This window comes from Vibrio gigantis (assembly GCF_024347515.1).
Taxonomy (GTDB): Bacteria; Pseudomonadota; Gammaproteobacteria; order Enterobacterales; family Vibrionaceae; genus Vibrio; species Vibrio gigantis.
In genome coordinates this window covers 1,900,074-1,922,409 of the sequence record NZ_AP025492.1, presented here as the reverse complement: position 1 = coordinate 1,922,409, position 22,336 = coordinate 1,900,074, and the positions used below count along the sequence as shown (strand labels likewise).

The window sequence follows — 22,336 nt, the reverse complement described above, 5'->3', positions numbered from 1 at the left end:
GTACCAGCGTACTTAGTGTTCTAGTTCATCAGTAAAAGAGTCTTTGATGGTGAGCATCTCGTCGAGCTTACTAATGAAGATCGGCACCAAGTTAGGGTCAAAGTGCTGGCCAGCTTCTTCTTGTATCAGGCCTATCGCTTTTTCGATTGGCCAAGCTTGTTTGTATGGTCGCTCGCTAGTGAGTGCATCAAATACGTCGGCAATAGCGACAATACGTGCGCTTAACGGGATATCTTCGCCTGAAAGTTTGTGAGGGTAGCCACTGCCATCCCATTTTTCATGGTGGTAAAGAGCAATTTCTTGAGCGAGTTTCAGCAGCTTAGAGTCGTTGTCTCCAATGATATCGCCGCCAATGGTGACGTGGGTTTGCATAATTGCCCATTCGTCCGCATCGAGCTTTCCAGGTTTCCCAAGAATAGAGTCGGGGATACCAATTTTACCGATGTCATGCATTGGTGCAGCTTGGAAAAGAAGTTCGACCCACTCATCACTGACGTCGAGCTGCTGGGCAAGAATTTTGGAGTAGTAGCTCATTCGTACAACGTGCATACCGGTTTCATTATCTTTGTATTCCGCTGCGCGCCCCAGTTTTCGGATAATCTCGAGTCTACTCATGGCTAACGCTTCTGTTCTCAGCCTCACTTTTTGAGAAAGCGCTAAGTTTTGGTCATAGAGAGAAATATGAGTCACCACACGAGCTTTCACTATTGGAGGGCTCACTGGCTTGGTGATGTAATCAACGGCGCCAAGTTCAAACCCCTTTTGTTCATCGACGACATCGGTTTTCGCAGTAACAAAGATAACGGGGATATCCGCAGTGACCGGGTCACTTTTAAGTCGGCGACATACCTCATAGCCATCCATTCCCGGCATCATAATATCAAGAAGAATAAGGTGTGGTTTCGGTGATGAAGTGGCGATTTTTAAAGCTTTTGCACCGGACGTAGCAGCTTTAATTTTAAACTCATCGTTTAGGATCCCTGAGAGGGTATGGATATTATCTGGGATATCGTCGACTACCAGAACAATAGGCTTGTCTGTCGTAATTTGATTCATTTTTCGTCCCTAAAAAATTTAATCAGATTGCTGTATTCCATGCTAATAAAGCGTAGTGGAATTTGGTGGAAATGCATGATTTTCGGAGGGTTAATTGTGGTTTTTGGAATCTGAGAGTAAAAAATAGACTTCCTTAATATGAATAGATATTTTATATGTTAACCTTTATTTAACAAAGAATAACGGCATGGATTGTGTCGTAGTGCGATCAGGGTTGAATTGTTCAGGTTGAAGTTTATAAACCTCGAGCTTTTCAGAGGTACTTAGTCGTTCAAGTAACTTTTCAAATTTACAGTGGACTTGTTACAGGGAGAACGTGTGATGCCAAATAGTGGGCTGACTCTCATTCAGAAAGATATGCTATCGCTGTTCGCGAACGCAGATTTGGTGGGTGTAACCAAAATCGACAAAGTTAAAATTGCCGTGGCTGCGGCAACAGAAGTAGACAGTTTAACCGGTACCATAACAGAGGCTGTGACAGGGAGTGGAACAAGCCTCGCAGGGATGATTGAAAATATTACCGAGCAAATCAAAGAGAAGTTCTTAGATTATGCGAAGAGCATCACCAGCATTGCGATGGATGACATAAAAGCTCAAATACTAAGCATGATCCCTAGCTTGGTTAAGAAGATCTTCGCAGATTTAGCACCTGCTATTGATGATATTAAAGAGGCAGCCAGTCGAATTTACTCCGCTTTAGGTAAAGCGGCAAACAATCATAAAACTCGTCACTTGAGCTCGATGACAACCACTCGCGTGGGCGCCGATGTAATAGATAAAATTCGTGGCGAGATCCGCGCTGTTGCTGTTCAAGATTCAATGATCGCATTAGCGCATGGTGGTGTGATTGCAATTAACTTAGCGAGTTCTGGTATTGGTGCGACCGTCACCAGTATTGTTAAAGCTGTCCTATCTATTTTTAATTTTTTCCGCGGCTTATACGACAAATGGGTAATGGAAAGAAAGTTTCGTAAGTTTAAGCAAGAGTGTCTGATGCTTAATCAAAAGAGAGATGTAATCGGCGCTAACTTCTTCCGTGATTGGTTCAAGATGAAAATGGAAGAGATCCCCGTGATTGCGTCATACATGGTGTGCATGCCGTGTTATAGCTCTCCATATAACTTCTTATCAATAACCGACATTACGCCACCACCGCCAAACATGAAGACTCGTTTAACGCGCAGAATTAAGCGAAAGTTTGGTTTTAAAGTGAATACAGATCCTTCTGTTATAAAGTTGTCTTTCCAGAAGTCGACCCTGAGTGCTTACGCTACTCTGCAAGAAGAGGCGAAGGCGTTTATTGCCAATAGTGAAATTGCATTGGAGAGTAACAAGCCAGGTGTGAAACAGGTGCTCAATGCTGCACGCGGTGAGCCTAACTTTATACCGGGAACTGATGAAAAAGCATTTACTAAAGCAGTAAGAAAACAGCAGGTTAAGAATTTCTTCAATGGCACGACGATCAAAGAGAGCGTAAAAGAGAGCCTGGCACCTAAAGCACTCGCTGCAACAGTGGCTGGTGGTTTGGAATCTCTGTTGGTTCCTGAATAACGACAATCAGTTTCTGTTAAATCGAATAAATGCGGATGATTGGTCATCCGCTTTTTTGTGTCTGCCGATACCGTTGGGTTAGTGGTGCTGTTTGAGAAAGACCTGGTAGCGGCTCGGTAAGCTTCTTACATCCGACAGTGATTCCAATATCACCGCAAGTGCGAACCAATCGTCCAATTTGCTGGTGATAGTGTGCTCTCTAGAATATCGAGGGGTGTAGCTATTAAAGCGAAGCTTGTCTCTATCCATTCCCATTTGGGTGACAGACCCAAAGTCGATAAGATGCGCCCGTCCTTGTTCGCTGATGACTATATTGGACGGCTTGAGATCACCATGAACGAATCCCAGTTTATGGATTTGGTTTATAGCGGTTTCTAGTGAGCTAATGAATTGACAAGACGAATGATCAGTCATCTTTGAGTCGCTTAACATCTCCAGTAGTGTTTGACCATTGATGTGAGAAAGTACGAGAAAGTCGTGTTGGTGGCTAGAAAAGTAGTCGAGATATTTTGGGTAAGTGTCTTGTGTATCTAAATCAGTGTTGGAATAAAGAAACTCTGCCTCTTGTTTTAGATAGTGGCGGTGTTTTAGTTTGTGAGCATATTTGATGGTGACCCATCCACAGCTACGATGCTGAGCTTTAAATACTCGCGAGCTTAAGCGAGTAAGGTCGGTATAGCCATGCTTTTGGAGCGTGCGTCTGAGCTGTTCATCAGTGGAACTCTTCCGGTTAGAAGAAACATCACCTTCGGTGGGTTTAGCTCGCCTCGGTAGAGAGGGCGAGCTATTAGACGGAGCACTATTAAATTCCACTTGGCAGAGAGAACCCTGAGAAGAACCCTGGTACAAATGGGTTTGACTGGCCTTGGGTTTTGATGGTGAGCTTAACTTTGCTGTCTCCATAGACGAATTCAACTTGAGTATTTTGAGCAGACGTAAAGTTCACGTTTGGCCCAAATAAGCGGAACCAGCTCCATGTACCTTTCACAGTATCTTGGCCTATGGTTGAGTCTTGAGCATTGAGTTGAACACCGAGTTTTTCGATAAACTTCGCATCACCTTGCCATGATTGTTGGCTCCAAAGCGTTGGGCCGTGTCGGTAAGTGAAGATAGGTTTATCAGATATGATGGAAAACTCCGTAATGTTCGGTGTCATATCGACGGCTTTCAATTGGAAATTGATCAACACATTGGACGGATCGGCCAAAAACAGGGCACTTTTAATATCAGCCGCTTTATCCATCATTGTCCAAACGTCAGGTGTAATCGACAACCCAGTCCTCGGTAGTAAACCCGGCAAATAGGGCGCTTCATCACTGTTCTTGATGAAACCATTGAGGCGAGTCTGGTGGAACTTATCGACGATTCCATTGGTCACGAAGAAGGCTTTAACGTCGGCGACACTCACGTCAGATTTTGATTTTCGATTGAACGGATAAAACGAAGCTAAACGTTGTTGATAAGGCTGGTAGATCTCGTTCGACCAAGCGGTATTAAGATAATCATGAGCCAGTGACATCACGGTTTCATTGCTTTGATGAACCACTTTGTTCACGAGTTCTTCAGCGGCTTCTAGGTGATTGCTGGACAAGCTCGCGAGTGAAGCAATAGGATTACCAGCCTGTAGAGTCGCAGATAGCGTATCAAAGGCGACCTTCTGGGGCTCTTTAGCCTCGTAAAACTTATCTCCCCACTTATTCGCGTTGATAAACGCTGTAAGTAGGTTGTCTATTGGCTTTTTACCTTGGTCATTAGCGGTAACTTGCTTTTTGTAGGCTTGGAAGCTGAGTGATATCTGACGAGCGGATTCCTTTTTATCAGGATCTTGAATCGGCATGCTTGCAGGGTCTTGTTTTTTGTCATCCTGAGCGGGGATTTCAAGTTCCACATAGGTGTATTTAGCAATCGTTGAATACAGGCTAACGATTGGGTTATTGCTTGCTTCAGATAGGCTAGCTAATGCATTTTTTAATTGTGTCGGGTCGGCAACTTCTTTGACTTCGACATTACGAATTAGGTCACGCCAATAGTTAATGTAATCGTTTTGGTAAGTCTGCTTGAGCTCTCGGCTAATACGGTGAAGCTCCAATGCGCTAGGGTACGCGCCCGCCACGCCTTCATAAGATTGTAATGCAGACATTAAAGTCGGGGAGTTTACCGATAAGTCGAGTTCATTAAAGCCGGTTGGTGTATAGATATATGGAACCAAGTAGCCGGCAAAACTTGGTGAGAATTTGAATACCGAATTGAAGTTATCACCCAGTTCGCCACGAATATCGACACGTTTTGAGTAATCTGGTGAGCTCTGAATGTGTTCGTACAGCAGCGTCTCAATACCGGTTTGAGTGATGACCTTCTTAGCTAAACTTTCTAAATCATGGTTTGATTTAACTGGAGTCAGATTACGGGCAAAGATGTCATCCAACAGCACTTCGAGTTGAGCAATGTTGACGCTGTCGGCTTCACCTTGATCTTGCAGCGTACGAACGTAGTAGTTTTTAAGCTCTTGTACGTTTGTTCTGTCTTTGCTGAAGAGTAAGCGATAGTTATTCAGCAAAGAGAGGGTTTGTGACTGATCTTCTAAGTTCACATAGACGAAGAGATCTTTCTCCAGCGTGTTTTCCATTGAAGGGATTAGAACTTGCTGTAACTCGGCGAAATACGCCTCTTCGACCTCTGCCTTAATACTTGGATTAGGCATAAATGGTAAGGTATACCAAGGTTCTGGCTGATTGTAGAGGTTGTAGATTCTTTGCAGTGAGAACAGGTTCGGGATGTTATCGGCCATGTTCTCGATGTCATAAGGAGATGCAGAGATCGCTTCCTTATAACGCTCAAGCATCACGTCGGCTCTGGTCTCACGTTGGTTCTGGAAATCAAAATCAAACTTAATCACCAGTAACACAGCGGCGAGCAAACCTATCCAAGAGAGTGTAAACAGCACTTGGTTAACCAGAAGAGTATTCTCTTTACGTTTGTTCACGCCAACCAGTTCGTGCTCCGCCAAGATCACATGCGTCATCAAGTATTGGGCAAACAAGGTTTGGTTTACCGGGATTTGCTCGTTCTGTTGATAGTGCTCGTGACCGAAAGAATAGGAGACAGTGCTTGCCAGTAAGTCTGATTGTGCGGAGCTTTGACCATCATGAGTGAAGTAAAACCCTCTAAACTGAAGTGCATCGCTGAGTTGTTCTCCGCGGTATAGGCGATTTAAAAACAACCACAAGTTCTGTTTCAATAAACCAAACTGGAATGGGGCGCTCGCGATGGAGTTTCGATAATCTTGATTCAACTGCCCAGCAAGTGCATTGCTCATATTGGCAATCAGTTCACTGATTAAGTGGTCATATTCATCATTAAACCAATCGGCATCGATACCGCCGTGTTTGGAATACGGGGCTGTCGCGCCAAACACTTCGTCTCTCTTTGACTCATCAAAAGCAGAGAAGAACTGACAGAAATCACTGATACTTCCCATGTTTGAGATAACGTTATAAATCGGTAGGCTAACACCAAACGCTTGGTTAAATGTCTTAATGGTCGACTTGAGTTCATCAGCCTGTTGGGTAATTTGCTCGTTGTTCTCTAATAGCGATGACACGTCAGTCGTGAGCAGCAAGCCGTTAGCCGCTTGTCTTGGTCGCCATGCGGTTAGAGACTGACTGAGTGTTTTTAGATATTCAGGGTGTTGGTCTTCACCCATACTGATAGAGACTAAAATCGAATGCTCGCTAACCCAAAATAGGATAGGGAATTCGATGTCATTGCCAAAGTCGTCAAGCTTATACGCCTCATAACCCATTTGCGTGATGATGCTTTTGTCTTTGTTCGGATTTTGGCTTAACAGCAAATAGATAGGCTGGTCATAGCGGCTGGTTAAACGTGTCTTACGTTTTTGTCCACTTATCATACGCTTGAAATGGTTAGCCAGCTGCTTTTGTCGTTTCTGAATCAGCTCTTTGTCTAGTGACTCTTCTTGTGATTTTGCGCTGCGCTTAATTACTACCCAGTAGCAAATGACACCAACCAAGGTTGATAAAATGGCAGCCGTGGCAAGCGCCCAAACCAGATAAGCATTGAGGGGTGTTAACAGAATGACGCTAGAAGCGACAGTAAAAAACGCGACAGAGGCTAAGGCTGAGATCCCTACCGTTTTCTTTACGTTACCTGACTTGTTTGGTTTTGCATCCGGCATAATCAGTTAGACTCTTCCTTGTTTAAGTCATGCGCAGAAGTGCGAACGATAATGGCATTTATCTGGTCGTTTTCGACATACCATGCTTTGGTTTTTCTCGCTTCTTCTGAGGTGTTCGCTCTCAATATCACTCGGTAGTATTTCTTGTACGGCGAGATGATTGGTTCATAAGCTGATGGCGACAGATTGTTGATAAAAGCTTGGGCATTTTTCTTACTAGAGAACGTCGCTAATTGAACCAACCAATTCGCCGTGCTTGGCGCTAAGCTGGTAACCTGTGATGTCTCAACCGCTTGGGCCTTACTTGCATGACGAGGTGGTGATTCAAGATCGTTGTCTTGGCTAATAAATACGATGTCTTTGACTTCACCAGATAATACGTAGCGCTCGCTAAAGTTAGGCAAAAAGGTGAAATCGCGAGCTCGCTGGGTATAGGTTTTTGTATACCAAAACTCAGTGAGCCCGAAACTGGTTGCTATCAAACAAAAGAAAAACAAACTTGTAATGAAGTATCGCTTACGTCGAGTCGGTTTTCTTACTTCTGGGAGCTTAACTTTAGTGCGGCAGTGAACGCCGCTCACAGTGCGATACTGGCTGATGGTCTGTTCTAATTGATGGACAAACGCCTTTAGTTGCTCAGCACCACCTTCACGATATTGTCCTTTGAATCCGATATTGATGAAGAGATAAACGATCTCAAGAAGATCAATGAGTTTGTGAGGCTGTCTTGCTGCTTTTTCGGCAACAGAGAAGAACAGCTCACCACCGTTACGCATACCAAACAGTTCACTCAGTAGGGTTTTATTTTCCCAGCCTCGTTTCTCTCCCCACTCGGTATAAATGATGAACTCATCAATCACCACGGCATACAAAAAGCAGAGCTTATCAATAACAGCAACAGGGTAGGTTAACTCGGTCGCTTGAGCCTTGATGTCGTTAATGCCCTGAATAAATTGCTCACGGAAAACGGTTAAATCATCTGGTTCAGATAAGGTTGAGATCTTGAGTGTTTTGGTCAGTAAATCACTGCTGATATTGATCAGTTGATTCTCTGCTTTATCAAAGTGACGCAGAAACTCTTCTTGGGCGCTGGTGGAGTGCACCGCGACTAATTTAGAGAAAGCCTGGTCAGACTCTGTATTGGCAGAGCCTTTTGATGCTTTATCGATGACGAGTGTTTCTTCGTCTAAATAATCCATAGCCATTATCTCAACGCGTAAAGAACAACTTCGAGAGTTGGTATCCGAGCATCAACATGCAGCGCAATGGCATCGCGAGTGTCGAGCATATCGAGCCAGTTTCGATCTTTGGTATCGACCTCAAAATAAGCGACACCTTGCATTGGTTTAAGCTCACTTGGCGCAATAGGCAGTGGGGTTAATGAGATACCAGAAAGGGAGCTTCGAACCAGTTCCACAATCTTATTGTTACTGCTGAGCTTAGCGGAAATAGGGAACAGTTCATTTAACTCTGTGCTGCTGATATCGGACTTCACACTCAGAACGAAGCGACGGTTGTACACGCTGCTTGGATCTTTGATAAGGGTGCGAAGTAAGCGGCGTTTTTCAAACAGAGATATGTCCCATTTGAACTCGATGACAGAATCTTGTTGAACGAGAGTCAGCAGGTTTCTTAAGCTTGAAAACAGTGGGTTAAAGTTGTCGTAAAGCTTATCGTATTTTAGGGGCTGACATTGAGCGGGGATCGCTGGTGTTAGCGCCATCACTTGAGCTTCAAACTGCTTTAGCTTTGAATACAGCTCGTGAGTTGGGTACTTGGTGTTGCTAATGGTTAATTCGAACCACGGTAACCACGTGTTGAGCGTTTGCAACCAAAGGAAGTCTTGCATCATAGACTGCGGGCTTTTCTGCCCTTGGCCAGCTTCGATGCGTTTCAAAAGGTTTTGAGCACGGTTACTTACCAGTGCATGAATCTCTTTGACTCGTTCGCTAAGCAGCGTCGACGCGCCATAGTGCAAACAAGCTGGAATAAAGGCACGATCCAACATCACTTCGTCGGAATCGCTGATTTCTAGGATCTTAGCGACTGGAATTAGGGTAAAACCAGAGGTGTCTTCTCCAGCGAACTTGAGGCCGATGTTGAGTTGTGCGACATCAACTTCGACGCTGGCGTTTTCTGAGGTTGAGGTATCGAAAACATTGATTGAACGAGTGATGTAACGGCTTTGTTCTTGACCATCTTCGCTGTAATCATTGTTACCTTGCAAAGAGATTGGCAGTGCAAGATAGACCACGGTTTCGATAGTGCCTTGTGGGATATCGACAACGATTTCTTGCTTGAGGTTAAACTGAGTGCCATCAGGGAACACGCCGGAACAGCTCGGGATTGAGAGTTTACCGATCTTTAATAGATCGTGGTTAAGTACTAACTCGGTGATGCCGAAGAAAGGGGCAAAACCAGCCAGTGTTTCGATATTCTGACGAATGTAGTTTTGCACGTAACGGTCTTGCTGCTGAAAGTGCTGAGGAGCAATAAACATCCCTTCTTGCCAAACTACTTTTTTGAAAGCGTCCACGTAAAATCCTTTTCTATTATTTTTATATCTTGGCTTTTTTATTAAAAGATTTGCCACCAGCTGGAGTCAGGCTGTATCACGGCTAACTCTGCTTTCTTCCCTGTAATCGTTAACTCTAAGGTTTGCTCTGGATCGGAAGGCATCATCAAAACGGTCTTGGTTGTGCCATTCTGGTAATCAGCGAATTCGACCAGAGCTGCAATGTATTGCGTGTTCTTGTTGACGTCTAACGTCAGCTTTTGCTCTGAGTTAGGTAGTACAATCGGTAATACCTGTTTTGAAACTAAGTTTGCCGCCAATAGCTGCAGGTCATTGTTGTACAAATCTATAAACGGAAGTTGTTTGAACAGTTGTTGATCCGTTAATTGGTAAAGCCTAACCACAACAGGGTTGGCTTGGTCGTCGTTGTATTGGTTGACTGTCGCATCCGCTTTAACGGTCAGCGAGTATTGAGTGACAACAGGAGCAGGCTCCGATGAAGAACATGCTGTGATCAGTAAACAAAGCGATAATAGTATGAGACGTTTCATTCTCTCTCCTCACTTTGCTTTTGCATGTTCTCCATAAACAGCGCTTTGAACTGACGTCTGAAATCTCCGTTGTCTTGGCGGTGTTGGAAGTGCTTTCTGTAGATTTTCCAATATTTTTTATCTTTGTTGGTAAAAATACCGCTACTCACGTATTCACTAAACTGGTTCTCAAGCTGCTTTGGTGCAAACTCATTCAAGAACTGATCAACCGTTTGTTCTAATGCGTCGAACAGCGCTTTTTGCTGTAGCTGTGGGTTCTGTAAATACTGTTGATTCTTCTCTGTTAACGTAATGAGTTTGTCGATCGACTCTTCAATTCGAGTGTTGTTCTCGATATTGACGGGCAAATACTCTAATTCTGCAGAGGATAGGGTGCTGGTGTCGCCATGAGCGATTTCATCCACTTCAATGTTCGGAACAACTTGTTCATCGTCCAGATCCTCAAATGGATCAGAAGAGAACGGGTCATCACTCAACACATTTTTTGAAGAGAAGTTTGATGCTTTTTTTGTCGATGCAACTTCTGGTGCTTCATCGAGGAAGTCAGTGTCGCTGTCATCCAGTTTTAAATTGAAAGGTTCTATGAAAGTGTCATCCTGTTTGTTGTTCGTTGACTCAACCTTAGGTGTACTTAATAGGCTAACCAGCAGTGTGTAACCACCTAGTTTGATGATGTCGCCATCAGTAATAACGTACTCTTTCTCTTTTGCCAGTGATTTGTCGTTTAACGAAACACCATTGTTACTGATGTCTTTAATCACGTAACCGCGATCCGTTGGGTACAGTTGACAGTGAGTACGAGAAATCCATTTTGTTTGGTCTGGAAGCGCAATATCACATGACGGAGAACGACCTAAGCTTCCGCCACTTTCTGGCAGATACGACACTCTAGAGGAAACAACCTCTTCAGCAGGTACAGAAATCATGTGGACACTGATGGACAATGGCTACTCCTTGCACTTGGATATGGCTGCGTTAAAACTGTCTAGGAAACCTGAGTAGGTTTTAAGAAATCGATTCGAAAAGTAGACCCCCATATCCTTGGTATCTAAGTTCGTCGAATTGAAGTAATCGAGTGGTAATGAGGCATGTTCTAGCTCCCGTTTGAATACCAACTCATCTTCTAAAACAACATCAATTTCCCTTTGTTTTAAAAGTCTTAGTAATACTTTAGCATCTCGTGGCTGCTTAACGACGTTAAATCCGTTACGTTTTAGCCAAAACCATTTGTTTGAGCCAAATTTGGCAGAAAAGTTTAGGTTTAACTTTGACAATTCATCAACCTTCGGCTCCACTCCTGGACCAAAATACCAATTCAAAGTTTGTTTAGCGATTGGCGCTGAAAGCGTCGCATACTCATCACGTTCTGATGTTCGTGTCGCAACGAAAAATCCATGCTGGCTGCCACTATGAACACGCAGCTGTGCATCAGACCAAGTGGTCATTGTTAGCTGGTAGGGTTGTCCCATCTTGCCCAAGGCACACTTCACTTTGTCTAAAGCAATGCCTTGCATCGTAGCGTTTTCATAACTTTGGTAGGGCGGCCAATCTTGAGTGGTTAGTAAAAGCCTTGATGGCCCAATTTTAAGTTGAGCGAAAGCGCTCATCGACCAAGATGCCGAGAGGATAAGAGTGGCTATCGATAATCTGATGGTAGAGGCTCTAGTTAACATCATTAGAGTTTCCTATCACTTCAGAGATTTTCAATATAGACACTGGCGGGTAATAGTCGAGCTTCTGTGCGGCTTCGATATTCACAATATAAGAATATTGGCTGAGTGACTCTATTGATATGTCTGAAGCTTTTTGAGTTCCTTTCAAAATGTTCTTCGCTTTGTATCCCGCAAATTGACCAACGTTGTAGTAACGACTCACGATACCAAACAAGGCTTTATGCTTTCTTATCGGGCTCTCAGTGGCCGAGAATGTTGGGATACCCTTCGAATGTAACCCTGATACGACTTCCCCTCCTTGGGTGATGATGTATGAATCAGGGGGTAAGTAAGCCATATCGACACCATCACGTTTCATATTATTTATCGTGAGGTTAATTAAGTCGCTGTTTGACTTACTTTTATCAATGTTTAATGGGTACAACATAACACGCTTATTATAAATTTCCGATAACTCCATCATTTTATTTGCGGTGATAACCGAATTATTTTCATCAACGTTATATATAACCCCAAGGCTAGAAATGTTATTCAGTTTATCAATGGCTTTGAACTGTATTTCATGAGGGACAATATGTGAGACACCCGTAAAATTTCTATCTTTCGAAGATAAATCAGAAATTAAATTAGAACCGACGGGGTCGGTAACAATACTAAACACGACTGGTGTCGTATTGTTTGTTCTAAAATCACTAGGTTTGGAGTAGGTACCCAATAAATTCAGTGTGATAGTGGTACCAAATGAATATATAAGATCTGCGTTTTTATATTCTAAATCTTTGATGTGTTGCTTGAGTTCTGCCTTATCTCGGTTGGCATCTAATATCGTGAATCGCACATCCACATGCTGAGATAAATAGTCCATGAAGCCTTGCTCAGCATCTGTCACTCCCCGCCACAATAAGAGAATGACGTGTTTTTCATCGCTATTAGCGAACGCTGCAGGAATCATCAAAATAAAGCTTAGAATGAACACGATCATTTTCATGATTGAACTCCTAGCTTATGTTTGTCAGCCTTTAAAAAGATTGAGAAGAACAGAATCAAGCTTAATGAACTTACGAGCAGGGAAGCGCCAAATATAATAATGGTTTGGTCGTAACCGAAAATACTTAAGCTCACGCCGGCTAACATTGGCCCTGCGATATTACCGATACGCTCTGTAAGCCTAAAGATACCGATGATTTTACCTTTCTCGATACCTTGTCCAGAAAGTAGGTCGATGACTAAAGGTATTTGAGGAGAAACACAGATCCCGTGTGCAATACCAATGATAATAACGATCAGAAGCAGCCCCAATGTACCTTGGAAGAAGTAGAAGTTGAGTAGGGCGAGCGCAGACAGTAGTCCACCAATGAAGATAAACGCCATTTTGTTTTTGAGCTTGTCGACTAAAATGGCACTCAACGGTGAAATTAGAATGATCGCGAGGCCATAAGCCATGATTACGCGTCCCGATACAGAGCTACTTTCCCCAAGAAACTGAAGGTAAACAGGGCAGATGTAATAAAGGAAGCCTGTAAGGACTATCTTTGCGGGGATAGCACTGAAGACAGTAATTAACGCGAAGTACTTGTTACTCAACAGCAGTTTGAAGTCTTGCAACTTAACGGGTTTACTTGAATTACTGCTATTGGACTTTTCAAAGAATACATAAACCAACAGCACGCTGAGCGTGGCTAACAATCCAGCTAGCATAAAGGTTTCTGAATAGCCGAGTTTTTCCGCAAGGATCCCACCAATCGCAGCACCGCATAGAGAACCAGAGAAGAACGACGACAGGAAGGTCGCCATGCCTTTTGTTCGGTTCGAGTCATTCGTGGTATCAGAGACATAACCTTGAGCTGAAATAAACACGATGCCGTAACCAACCGCGGTAAAGGCACGAGCGATCAACAACAATTCAAGTGATTGAATGAAAGCAGTAGCCACTAGGCCGATACACGTAATGAGTCCACCCGTGATTAACGAATGCCTTCTACCTACTTTGTCTGACCAATAGCCCGCGAATGGCAGTGAGATTGCCCAGCACAGCATGAACAAGGAAATAGGTAAACTGGTCACTAGATTTTCAGGTATCCAGCCAGTGGTATTTTCTAATGAAGAGACAAACGTTGGAAAGAATGCCAGCGAAGAGGCTTCAGAGAACACTAGTAAAAATAGCGGCAAGCGAATGAATCGAAAATCTTGTTTATCAATATCTTGAGATGGTTGGTTGGGATTCAGTTTGGTGATTGCTTGGTTGGTGAGATTGAGCAGTTTACCAATCTCATCTCGAGTCGAGATCTTCGCAAGATGATTCACAATGTCTCTGTTGACCAGCATAAAGACACGCTTTACCTGATTCCAAGGTGAGATGATCATGAAGTTACACATGAACAGAATGATTTCGGCCACTACAAGGCAAGAGGCAACCAACACGGTAATCATATCCATGACACTCTCTTTGAGCAGGTTGATGATCAAATTGTTGTCGGTCGTGACATTCAACTGAATCGTGTGGCTGTTATTGAGCGTGAACGTAGACTCGCGAATAGAAGGGTGTTCCACATAAACCTCAGGATAGCGATACGTCGTACCAGATTGCCCTTGAAAGTTAATAGATAGAATTTCGCTGTGATGATCGACGAAGAACGCAAACTCCTCTTCTAAGCCATACAGTCTGTCGTCAGGCACTCCCTTATCAAGGAGTCCCTTTATCATTTGATTTAACGAATCGCCAATTAGGTTTGATTTCTGTTCAAGCTTGATTTCGTATATCTGAGAAAACTTATCTAGAGATTGGTATGAAACCCCTAAGTTGGCGATGATGGTAAGTAAGATTGCGAGGGAGATGATAAACACCGGAAAGTGCTTGTTTTTCAACTTCTCAAACTTAGACAATGAGTTCGGGGATTGCAGCGCCTTGTGAGCTCGGGTAATCGTTGGCAGTAATTCATCCGAGTCGGTAGCGGATTCAAATATTGCAGTTGCGCCTTTGACTCGGCCTACAATACCTTTCAATAGGTACTTCAAGGCGACAAAGGCAAACAGGCAAGAGAGTAGTATCCAAATTGCCGAATAGAGGAACTGAAGTTTAAGTAAGAAGGTCTTTTGCTGTTCTAATAGGGTGGTGGAGTAGTAGAGTTTTACCTGGCCTTCGACTAAGCCAAAAGAGTTGGTGATATCAAGCGATAGCTGACGATCACTTTGCTGATTTCCTTCTCCGGTGCCAAACAGTTGCTCTCCAGAGGTAGAGACAACCACCAAAGCTGTAATACCATCAACAATTTGGAGGCGACGATCTAGCATATTCTGAATATTGGAGATGGCAGACAGAGGTAAGCCTAAGCTGATCGCTTGGTTAATATCGTTATGCGTCTCCTCTAACACTATCTCATAGATAGAATCAGACGTTTCAGTCAGTCTTTTTTCAAAATTGAAATAGTTCAGTGTGGCGTTTAACGCGATAGAGAACAGCAAGACCGCCATGATGGCAAACATCAACTTAACCCGAAGCGACAGGTTAAGTAATGAAGGTTTGGTCAAGGTTTGGCTAGTCTTCTTACTGCTCATTAGCTAAGGCCTATTTAATCGTTAAATCGAAATCGGCGCTGTTGTTTGTCGCGCTGACCGACACATGAGTAATAGGTTCGCTGCGGCTTAAACGCCCGATACACTCTTCAGCCAACCTAGGCATCAGAGAGCGGTTAATGATTTGCTCGACAGCACGGCCGCCCGTAGTTGGATCTGTATTGCGATCCACAACAAACTTAATGAAGTCAGCATCCCATGTGAACGACGCTTGATATTGCTCTGCCAGCTTCTTCTTGATGCGATTAAGCGATATCTCGGTGATCTTCGCTAGCTCTTCATCATTAAGCGGGTAGTAAGGAACAATAGTAGTTCGCCCTAAGAAAGCGGGCTTAAAGTACTGTTGCAAGTCGGGACGAATCGCCTCCAGTAGCTCGTCGTTGTCGATACGGTCTGTAGTCTTAGCACAGACATCACAGATAGCTTGATCAGCGGCGTTCGAGGTCATGATGATAATGGTGTTTTTGAAGTCAACCGTTCGGCCTTCGCTGTCTTTGATATGGCCTTTATCGAAGATTTGGTAAAACAGGTCATGCACGCCAGGGTGCGCTTTTTCCATTTCATCTAACAGCAGCACTGAGTAAGGATTGCGTCGAATCGCTTCTGTTAACACACCGCCTTCACCAAAGCCGACGTAACCCGCTGGTGAGCCAAGCAACATAGAGATCTTATGCTCTTCCTTAAACTCGGTCATGTTGATTACAGTAAGGTCGTTGCTACCTCCGTACAGTTGCTCCGCGAGTGCCATGGCGGTTTCGGTTTTACCCACACCACTTGGGCCACACATTAAGAACACACCAATAGGTTTACGATTATCGGTCAAACCTGCTCTAGAGATACGAATCGCTTTTGCGAGCTCGTTCTTCGCAACATCTTGACCAATGACTCGGGTATTGAGTTCGTCTTCTAAGGTAAGTAACTTAGCGATTTCATCGCTCATCATGTTGCCAACTGGGATACCTGTCCAATTGGCAATCACTTGCGCGATGGTGTTGTCGTCAACCATGGCATAAACCAAAGGCTCTTCACCTTGCAAGTCTGCTAATTCTGTTCGCAGAGTATCAAGTTGCTTCTGCTTGGTGGCATCGACTGCATCTTGCTCTTGTTCTTCAGTGATCTCTTGTTGAACTGTTTTGATTTGATCGACCAATTCAATCTCTTTTTCCCAACGTGTGTAATACGCAGCTAATGCTTGTTGGTTTTCTTCGATAGATTGTGCCAGTTCTTTGATGACTTCTGCGCTATTTGAGAATAGGGCATCTTCCTTTTCGAGCGCTGACTTTTCATTTTCTTGGTAACGAATAGTTTGCTCTAGCGTTTCCAGAACCTCAGGTTTAGCACCTTGAGTCAGTGCTATTCGAGCACTGGCGGTATCAAGCAGGCTGATGGCTTTGTCTGGTAGTTGGCGACTTGGTAGGTAACGAATAGATAGATTAACCGCAGCTTCAATTGCGGATTCAGCGATAAACGCACCATGGTGAGCTTGCAGTGAAGCGGCAACGCCACGAAGCATCTGCATTGCATCTTCGGCGTTCGGCTCTTCAATGGTGACGACTTGGAAGCGGCGTGTCAGTGCTGGGTCTTTTTCAAAATACTTCTTATATTCTGCCCACGTTGTCGCGGCAATGGTTTTGAATTCACCACGAGCTAGTGCTGGTTTGAGAAGGTTAGCAGCATCGTTCTGTCCTGCTGCGCCACCGGCACCAATAAGCGTGTGGGCCTCATCAATGAACACAATGATCGGCACTTCAGAGTTTTTTACTTCGTTGATGACATCTTTTAGGCGGTTCTCAAACTCACCCTTAACGCTAGCGCCTGCTTGAAGCAACCCAAGGTCCAGTGAATGGATTTGCACCCCTTGTAGTGCGCTTGGTACTTCATCTGCCGCGATTCTTAAAGCTAGACCTTCGACAACCGCGGTCTTACCTACGCCGGGTTCACCGACCATAATCGGGTTGTTCTGACGCTTACGACATAAGATATCAATCGCTTTTCTTACTTCAGCATTACGGCCCGAAATAGGGTCGATGTTTCCGTCAAGTGCTTGTTGCGTCAGATTAACGGTGTACTTGCTTAATGCATCGTTACCCGCTGGAGTGGTATCAACAGAACCGCTAGCCGAAGGAGCAGCTGTGTTGCGTGCAATCGGAGTTTTCTTGATCAAGCCTTGCAGAGACTCGAGTGACACGCTGCTGAGTGTTTCGAGTTGAAGGGTGCTGACCCCTAAAACATTTTGCTGCATGAGTGCTTGGATTAGATGCAAGCTGACGATCTCTCCGTGACCGTAGTTAACCGATGCAATCATCCAAGCATCTTTGATTAACTCCGTGAGACCATGACTCAATGTAGGCTGACCTTCATTCCCTTTCGCCAACATGGAAACTTTCTTCGTCAGTTCATTAACCAAGGCGTCTAATGAAAGCTTTTGCGATTCACATAAAGCCATCAGTTTGGGATCTTTTTGCGAAATAAGCTGTAGAATCCAGTGTTCTGTTTCTATCGCGCCAACGCCTTGATTCATTGCCGCCCCCGCAGACGCTTCCAGCGCTTGCTTGAGTTCGGGAGAAAGTTTTCCTACTAAGTTAGTGAGAGTTACTTGTGTCATAGTCAATTCCTTGTATCTCTATAATCTACATATTCCGTATTTATGAACTACAAAAGCAAAATCTTTACGGTCTCATTAGGGCTACGTTCAGGCGCAAGGTAGTCGATTTCACCTAATTGAGCGGCTATAGAAACCTTGCTTGATAAACGCGGCCTGGTTAAGTACGAACGTTTAACGTTCGAATAAATGGCAACTGGCGTGCTGTCTTTTAAGTAATATTGCGTTAAAGACAATACGGCTTTAGCAAATTGATCATCTTGTTGTATTTCGAGAAACTCGGTACGGTTTTTCGGGGTCACAAAAATATTCAGATTATTGAAGTGAGCGAGACAGGTTCTACCGACTAAAAAGCCTTGACCTAAGCGACTATTGAAATCACGATCGGCACCAATACGAGTTAGCGAGTCTGCTGGCAATAAGCGCCTTTCAAACGCTTTGCATTCAACGTCGATGGCATAGGGAAAATAGTCATTAAGGATCTTCTTCAATGTGGTCAGGCTGCGGCTTTGCTGGCTCAAAAGAAGCGAGTATTGCAGGTACTCTGAGTGCTCTTTCCCAAGCGCTGCAAAGTGGTTTAACAAGGCCGTTTTTTTGGGGTTTTGCTCGCTTTCTACCAATAACCAACGTCGTGCATTGGTTCGATAGGTAATCTCATAGTGTCGCTGGTTGAACACATCCAAAAAGTCCTGCAACGAATGATCTTCATTGTGTATCGCTGCTAATAACTCTTCGTAAATATAATTTGGTATGACACCTTTGACGCCTGAAAGCGCTTGTTTCGCCAATCTGAGCTTTGCCTTATTCCCTTTTAATGAGAAGTACTGAATCTCTTGGGGATTACCAGTTGGCATCGCTTCAGACTTTAATTGAATTTGAAACGGTGTGGTGCTTTGCGCTTGTAATTGTTCCAATAGTCTCATTGCCTGAGTGAAGTCATACTTTTCAGGCTGATTAGCAAGATCTTGAACGAAAGGCTTCATCGCGCCTCCTTATGACAAGCACTTTCGTGATGTCCAGTTTGGACACTAGTGGACGTTTGCACTGTTACAAACACAATTGGCTACCATGGATTTTAGGATACTTTTTGACGATACCATCTCGGCCATAGATGCGGATCTTGAGTTGAATGTATCGGTCAAAACTACAAAATTGTTGGAAGAAACGGTTTAGTACATCAGCAAATGCCAAGTAGGGGCCTGTTGCATCTAAAGTTAATTCAATCTCGGTACCGGGTGAGAATACGTTTTTACCAAGCACACGAATCGCAGAAACTTGCGAATTAAAGGTAATTGAGTGAATCATCTGAATTTCAGCACTTGATACTTGCTCTCGGCTGCATAAGCTCAGCATGTGCTTAAGGTCGGCTACCGGGTTACTCGACTGCACTAAGGACGAAAAGTTGGTGTTCAATAAGCTGATAAATTCCCAGTGAACATTCTGATCAACTTCTTTAGTGATTGGCGCTGAAGGCGGATAAATAGGTGAAAAGTCACCTGGTAAATCAATGCTCTCTAGGCATTCTAACGTGCCACTCACCCCGCAGGCTTGCTTACCATTTGTGCACAGTAAGCGTGTACCAAGTAGCTTGCTGAATTCAGCCGTTGGCGTATCTGAAAGTGATATCGCAATGCTCATTTCACCAAAGTGATTGTGTTTACTTTGCCAATAATCGTATCGCCGATTGTGGGTATATTTCTCTTTAAAGAGAGGAACTAATGGGATCTCTCCATTAGGTGTAATTTCGTAAACATCTTGAATCTCTATGATTTCGATATTGTTGTCGCTATGAGCATCGGCATTGACGGGAACTGAAAGAGTTCGATGGTCGTAAGAAATAGGCTCACCAGTTTGCTCAAACAGATTAACCGCAGGCATAACATTTAGCTTGATAACATCTTTATTGAACAAGCGGATGAATTCAGACGGCAGTGAAGACATAAATAAGTTGATCACGATTTCCGACCCATCAAACTGGCTCGCGTATTGTGCGAAGTTCTTGAGCCTAAAGAACTGACGCTTCTCTTTGAAAAAGAAGAATTCGTTGATCAGTTGGTAGCCAGTGAACTGATTGCCGTGCTCGGGCAGAAACTTAAATTCTAGGTCGCTAATTCGGTTCTTTAGCTGGTGGCTATCAAGGGTGACGTGTTGAGCGCATTCACTATCAGAGATTGAAATCGACAAGGTGTTGTTGAGTAGCAATTCAACGAGAGAGTCTGCGTTGTTCTCAAAGCCTTTGACGAAGAAGTCTAGGTCATTAAGTTCCAAGTGACTGAAGTGAGTTTCTGGATCACCAGTGCTGAGTGATATTTGGACAACAGCGTTACTTTGACTGGCCATTTTGGGCCTGTTGAAACTAAATGGGGCGCTTAAAGCTTTAATGTTACTTAGGCTAAACGGCGAGATTTTTAATTCATCGACGGTCCTGAATAGGCACTCGTTTTTGGTGTTGGTGCTCGAAAACAGTGAACCTTTTGGCAAAGTACTGGATTCAATGGGACCATCTTCGGCTAGCAGCTCAAGGTACGCAACGCTCGGTACGGTTTGAATGTACGAAGGGTACAAAACACCGAGAATCCCTTCGATGACTTCTGGTAACTGCTCCGAGAGTTTCTTTTCGACTTTTGCATTCAAAAGGGCAACACCGTCAAGCAGGCGAGCCATGCTTGGGTCTTCGATTTTACCCTGATGAATATTGAGCTTTTCAGCGTGTGTAGGATACTCCTGACCAAACTGTCCCAATGAACGGCGAACAAACGCCAGCTCTTGCTCAAAGTACCGCATAATAGGTTCAGTCATAGTTATCTTCTTCCAGAGAGGTCGTTAAGTCGCTTAATGCGATTTTTGAATCAAAGATAAGGTCTTGTTCACCATGGCTGGTTTTTACTTTGGCGATGATGTTGAACGACAATGAGTTATCGCCTTCTTTTCGCTCGCCAAGCTCGACAGAAATGTTGTGTAAGCGTGGCTCAAAGCTTTTAATCCAATTTTCGATTCTTAGCGTGAGTTGTGTTTTTTCTAGTGTTGCACTGAGTAACTGAATATCTTCGATACCGAACTTCAAATTTGAACGGTTTACTTCAACTAATCGGTTGTCAATGTCAGTTAGCGAGGCTTCCGCCTCTAAAAGTTTGGTGAGATGGAATTTGATGTCCTCTATCTCAGCATCTTGGTACGGTTTAGAATCGCTAACAAAGGTAGTCCAGAAACTCATTACGCCACCTCATTTAGGTCGGTGGTTAGCACCACTTCACCACTGAAATAGTCAAACTGGTATTGAGGCACAATGCGCAAAGTACAAGCGAAGCTACCAGATTGAGAGCTCGACTCTGTGACACTAACTTTGGCAAAGCTCAATGGGTATTTCGACAGAGTTTCTTCGTTAGCAAACGACACGTTGCTTGAGAATTTTTCTATCCAGTGTGTTAAGAACAGTTCACACTCTGTCGCGTTATTGAAGCTGCCGATCATTTCTCTTACTTGAACTTTTAAGTAATGCGCGATTCTGCAGGACATCAGTGTGGTTTGAATCTGAGTAAGGACTTTGTCATTGTCACTTTGCCCACATTGCCAAATCGAATTGTTACCGTTGAAGTAGAACTTGTCAGTCAATGGGCTTTTAGCGAGTGGAATGAAACCACTTTGCGCATAGAAGTTAGATAGTTGACCGAACAAACTAATGTCGGTGACTGGCTTTTGTAGGTAACTCTCGAAATAGTGGTTCACAGGCAGATTGATAACCGCGCCTTGAAGCTTGTCGTTCCAGCGAGATTTTAAAAAACCGAACCAATTCACGCGGTGGAACTCTCGCATAACAGTAGTAGCGAGCACCATGTTGGCTAACCCCCACGCACCGTTCCCTTGTTCGTTATAAATAAACCCGGCTCTTCGATTTTTATAAGCTTCTCTGATTCGAACTTGAGGTAGCGCCATACCAATGAAGCGCGAACTCGGTTTAGCGCGGAGTTCTTGCCACGCGGTATAATCGGGGCCTGAAAGAATCTTATTGATACGTTCGATATCTGAAAGCCAGTCGGCGCCGCTTTCACCAAAAAAAGTAGGCACTGGAGAAAACAGCATTGGACAGAGTGTCGCTTCTCCTAATTTTCCAAGTAGCTCCAAGGTAAACAAGTCGTCGTATTCAGCATCAAAATCGATATCCATAGAAATAGGGTGGCTAAAAGCGATACAACCAAACGGATGTCCCCCTAGGGTATTCAGCTCGTTGTTACCTATCTTATTGTACAGGTCACTGGATTTAGTTGAGTATGCTTGGTTAACGTCGCTGGATATCTCTTCCCAGTTCATATCAAGAAGCTTTACATGTGCTCTTTGATAGCTAACGGGTAGGGAGGCGAGTTGTTGCAGGCTAAGCCAATTACGTTCTAGCTTTTGAAACTCCGAATCATGGATAACTTCATCGAGTTGTAAACTGAGTGCGTTATCGATTTTTGATATTAGTGTCGATATCAATGAAATTAGTGAGGATTTAGAGCGTAAGCAGTGTTGGTCTAGCTCAGATAGCAGAGATAAAGCCTCTTTTAAAAAGGAATTATCTGTGTCATCTAATTGGTTGAATTTGTTTTGCCATTCTGTATTTAACTTCATACAAAATTTTGG

16 protein-coding genes are annotated in these 22,336 nt (G+C 43.8%); 1 reads left to right on the top strand and 15 read right to left on the bottom strand.

The genetic code is table 11. The features are described 5' to 3' along the window. Positions 1 to 12: 12 nt before the first annotated feature. Positions 13 to 1,056 (bottom strand): response regulator, encoded by a 1,044-nt coding sequence (locus OCV56_RS08590; protein WP_086713361.1) that lies wholly within the window; start codon positions 1,054 to 1,056, stop codon positions 13 to 15. 321 nt (positions 1,057 to 1,377) lie between these two features. On the opposite strand from OCV56_RS08590, the gene OCV56_RS08585 reads away from it, so the two are divergent. After that, the gene (locus OCV56_RS08585) at positions 1,378 to 2,607 is read left to right on the top strand and encodes a hypothetical protein (RefSeq protein ID WP_086713362.1); all 1,230 of its coding nucleotides are present in this window, start codon (positions 1,378 to 1,380) and stop codon (positions 2,605 to 2,607) included. Between the two features lie 78 nt (positions 2,608 to 2,685). On the opposite strand, the gene OCV56_RS08580 is transcribed toward OCV56_RS08585, so the two are convergent. The 14 genes from OCV56_RS08580 to OCV56_RS08515 all read right to left on the bottom strand — a co-directional run bounded on the left by OCV56_RS08580 (position 2,686) and on the right by OCV56_RS08515 (position 22,324). Next, on the bottom strand, positions 2,686 to 3,420 hold the full coding sequence (locus OCV56_RS08580) for a protein kinase domain-containing protein (protein ID WP_086713363.1): 735 nt from the start codon (positions 3,418 to 3,420) through the stop codon (positions 2,686 to 2,688). Continuing rightward, the gene (gene tssM, locus OCV56_RS08575) at positions 3,410 to 6,802 is read right to left on the bottom strand and encodes a type VI secretion system membrane subunit TssM (protein WP_086713364.1); all 3,393 of its coding nucleotides are present in this window, start codon (positions 6,800 to 6,802) and stop codon (positions 3,410 to 3,412) included. Before tssM ends, OCV56_RS08580 begins: the two co-directional genes overlap by 11 nt. A gap of 2 nt (positions 6,803 to 6,804) precedes the next feature. Continuing rightward, on the bottom strand, positions 6,805 to 8,007 hold the full coding sequence (icmH, locus tag OCV56_RS08570; RefSeq protein WP_086713365.1) for a type IVB secretion system protein IcmH/DotU: 1,203 nt from the start codon (positions 8,005 to 8,007) through the stop codon (positions 6,805 to 6,807). Continuing rightward, on the bottom strand, positions 8,007 to 9,338 hold the full coding sequence (gene tssK, locus OCV56_RS08565) for a type VI secretion system baseplate subunit TssK (RefSeq protein WP_086713366.1): 1,332 nt from the start codon (positions 9,336 to 9,338) through the stop codon (positions 8,007 to 8,009). The genes icmH and tssK overlap by 1 nt, the downstream gene beginning before the upstream one ends. Before the next feature lie 41 nt (positions 9,339 to 9,379). After that, complete coding sequence (gene tssJ, locus OCV56_RS08560; RefSeq protein WP_086713367.1) at positions 9,380 to 9,868, bottom strand: type VI secretion system lipoprotein TssJ; 489 nt, start codon at positions 9,866 to 9,868, stop codon at positions 9,380 to 9,382. Next, complete coding sequence (locus tag OCV56_RS08555) at positions 9,865 to 10,812, bottom strand: type VI secretion system-associated FHA domain protein (protein WP_086713368.1); 948 nt, start codon at positions 10,810 to 10,812, stop codon at positions 9,865 to 9,867. The genes tssJ and OCV56_RS08555 overlap by 4 nt, the downstream gene beginning before the upstream one ends. A gap of 3 nt (positions 10,813 to 10,815) precedes the next feature. Further along, entirely contained in the window at positions 10,816 to 11,544 is a 729-nt protein-coding gene (locus OCV56_RS08550) for a type 2 periplasmic-binding domain-containing protein (protein ID WP_086713369.1), read from the bottom strand. Beyond that, the gene (locus tag OCV56_RS08545; protein ID WP_086713370.1) at positions 11,531 to 12,529 is read right to left on the bottom strand and encodes an ABC transporter substrate binding protein; all 999 of its coding nucleotides are present in this window, start codon (positions 12,527 to 12,529) and stop codon (positions 11,531 to 11,533) included. Before OCV56_RS08545 ends, OCV56_RS08550 begins: the two co-directional genes overlap by 14 nt. Further along, on the bottom strand, positions 12,526 to 15,096 hold the full coding sequence (locus OCV56_RS08540) for an MFS transporter (RefSeq protein WP_086713371.1): 2,571 nt from the start codon (positions 15,094 to 15,096) through the stop codon (positions 12,526 to 12,528). The genes OCV56_RS08545 and OCV56_RS08540 overlap by 4 nt, the downstream gene beginning before the upstream one ends. Before the next feature lie 10 nt (positions 15,097 to 15,106). Then, positions 15,107 to 17,719 carry a type VI secretion system ATPase TssH gene (gene tssH, locus OCV56_RS08535; RefSeq protein ID WP_086713372.1) on the bottom strand — a complete coding sequence of 871 codons (2,613 nt, stop codon included), beginning with the start codon at positions 17,717 to 17,719 and terminating at the stop codon, positions 15,107 to 15,109. A gap of 47 nt (positions 17,720 to 17,766) precedes the next feature. Next, positions 17,767 to 18,699 carry a type VI secretion system baseplate subunit TssG gene (locus tag OCV56_RS08530; protein ID WP_086713373.1) on the bottom strand — a complete coding sequence of 311 codons (933 nt, stop codon included), beginning with the start codon at positions 18,697 to 18,699 and terminating at the stop codon, positions 17,767 to 17,769. Between the two features lie 64 nt (positions 18,700 to 18,763). Beyond that, on the bottom strand, positions 18,764 to 20,515 hold the full coding sequence (gene tssF, locus OCV56_RS08525) for a type VI secretion system baseplate subunit TssF (RefSeq protein ID WP_086713374.1): 1,752 nt from the start codon (positions 20,513 to 20,515) through the stop codon (positions 18,764 to 18,766). Beyond that, a complete protein-coding gene (gene tssE / locus OCV56_RS08520) occupies positions 20,508 to 20,930 on the bottom strand; it encodes a type VI secretion system baseplate subunit TssE (RefSeq protein ID WP_086713375.1) in 423 nt (140 codons plus the stop codon). Before tssE ends, tssF begins: the two co-directional genes overlap by 8 nt. Next, positions 20,930 to 22,324, bottom strand: a complete 1,395-nt coding sequence (locus tag OCV56_RS08515; protein WP_086713376.1) for a type VI secretion system contractile sheath domain-containing protein — start codon at positions 22,322 to 22,324, stop codon at positions 20,930 to 20,932. The genes tssE and OCV56_RS08515 overlap by 1 nt, the downstream gene beginning before the upstream one ends. Positions 22,325 to 22,336: the final 12 nt, after the last annotated feature.

Excerpts from the sequence above, each read along its gene's own strand:
- OCV56_RS08540 (WP_086713371.1), bottom strand. The coding sequence starts at position 15,096 with ATGAGCAGTAAGAAGACTAGCCAAACCTTGACCAAACCTTCATTACTT.
- tssJ (WP_086713367.1), bottom strand. The coding sequence starts at position 9,868 with ATGAAACGTCTCATACTATTATCGCTTTGTTTACTGATCACAGCATGT.
- OCV56_RS08550 (WP_086713369.1), bottom strand. The coding sequence starts at position 11,544 with ATGATGTTAACTAGAGCCTCTACCATCAGATTATCGATAGCCACTCTT.
- tssM (WP_086713364.1), bottom strand. The coding sequence starts at position 6,802 with ATGCCGGATGCAAAACCAAACAAGTCAGGTAACGTAAAGAAAACGGTA.
- OCV56_RS08515 (WP_086713376.1), bottom strand. The coding sequence starts at position 22,324 with ATGAAGTTAAATACAGAATGGCAAAACAAATTCAACCAATTAGATGAC.
- OCV56_RS08545 (WP_086713370.1), bottom strand. The coding sequence starts at position 12,529 with ATGAAAATGATCGTGTTCATTCTAAGCTTTATTTTGATGATTCCTGCA.
- OCV56_RS08530 (WP_086713373.1), bottom strand. The coding sequence starts at position 18,699 with ATGAAGCCTTTCGTTCAAGATCTTGCTAATCAGCCTGAAAAGTATGAC.
- icmH (WP_086713365.1), bottom strand. The coding sequence starts at position 8,007 with ATGGCTATGGATTATTTAGACGAAGAAACACTCGTCATCGATAAAGCA.
- tssE (WP_086713375.1), bottom strand. The coding sequence starts at position 20,930 with ATGAGTTTCTGGACTACCTTTGTTAGCGATTCTAAACCGTACCAAGAT.
- tssH (WP_086713372.1), bottom strand. The coding sequence starts at position 17,719 with ATGACACAAGTAACTCTCACTAACTTAGTAGGAAAACTTTCTCCCGAA.
- OCV56_RS08585 (WP_086713362.1), top strand. The coding sequence starts at position 1,378 with ATGCCAAATAGTGGGCTGACTCTCATTCAGAAAGATATGCTATCGCTG.
- OCV56_RS08590 (WP_086713361.1), bottom strand. The coding sequence starts at position 1,056 with ATGAATCAAATTACGACAGACAAGCCTATTGTTCTGGTAGTCGACGAT.
- tssF (WP_086713374.1), bottom strand. The coding sequence starts at position 20,515 with ATGACTGAACCTATTATGCGGTACTTTGAGCAAGAGCTGGCGTTTGTT.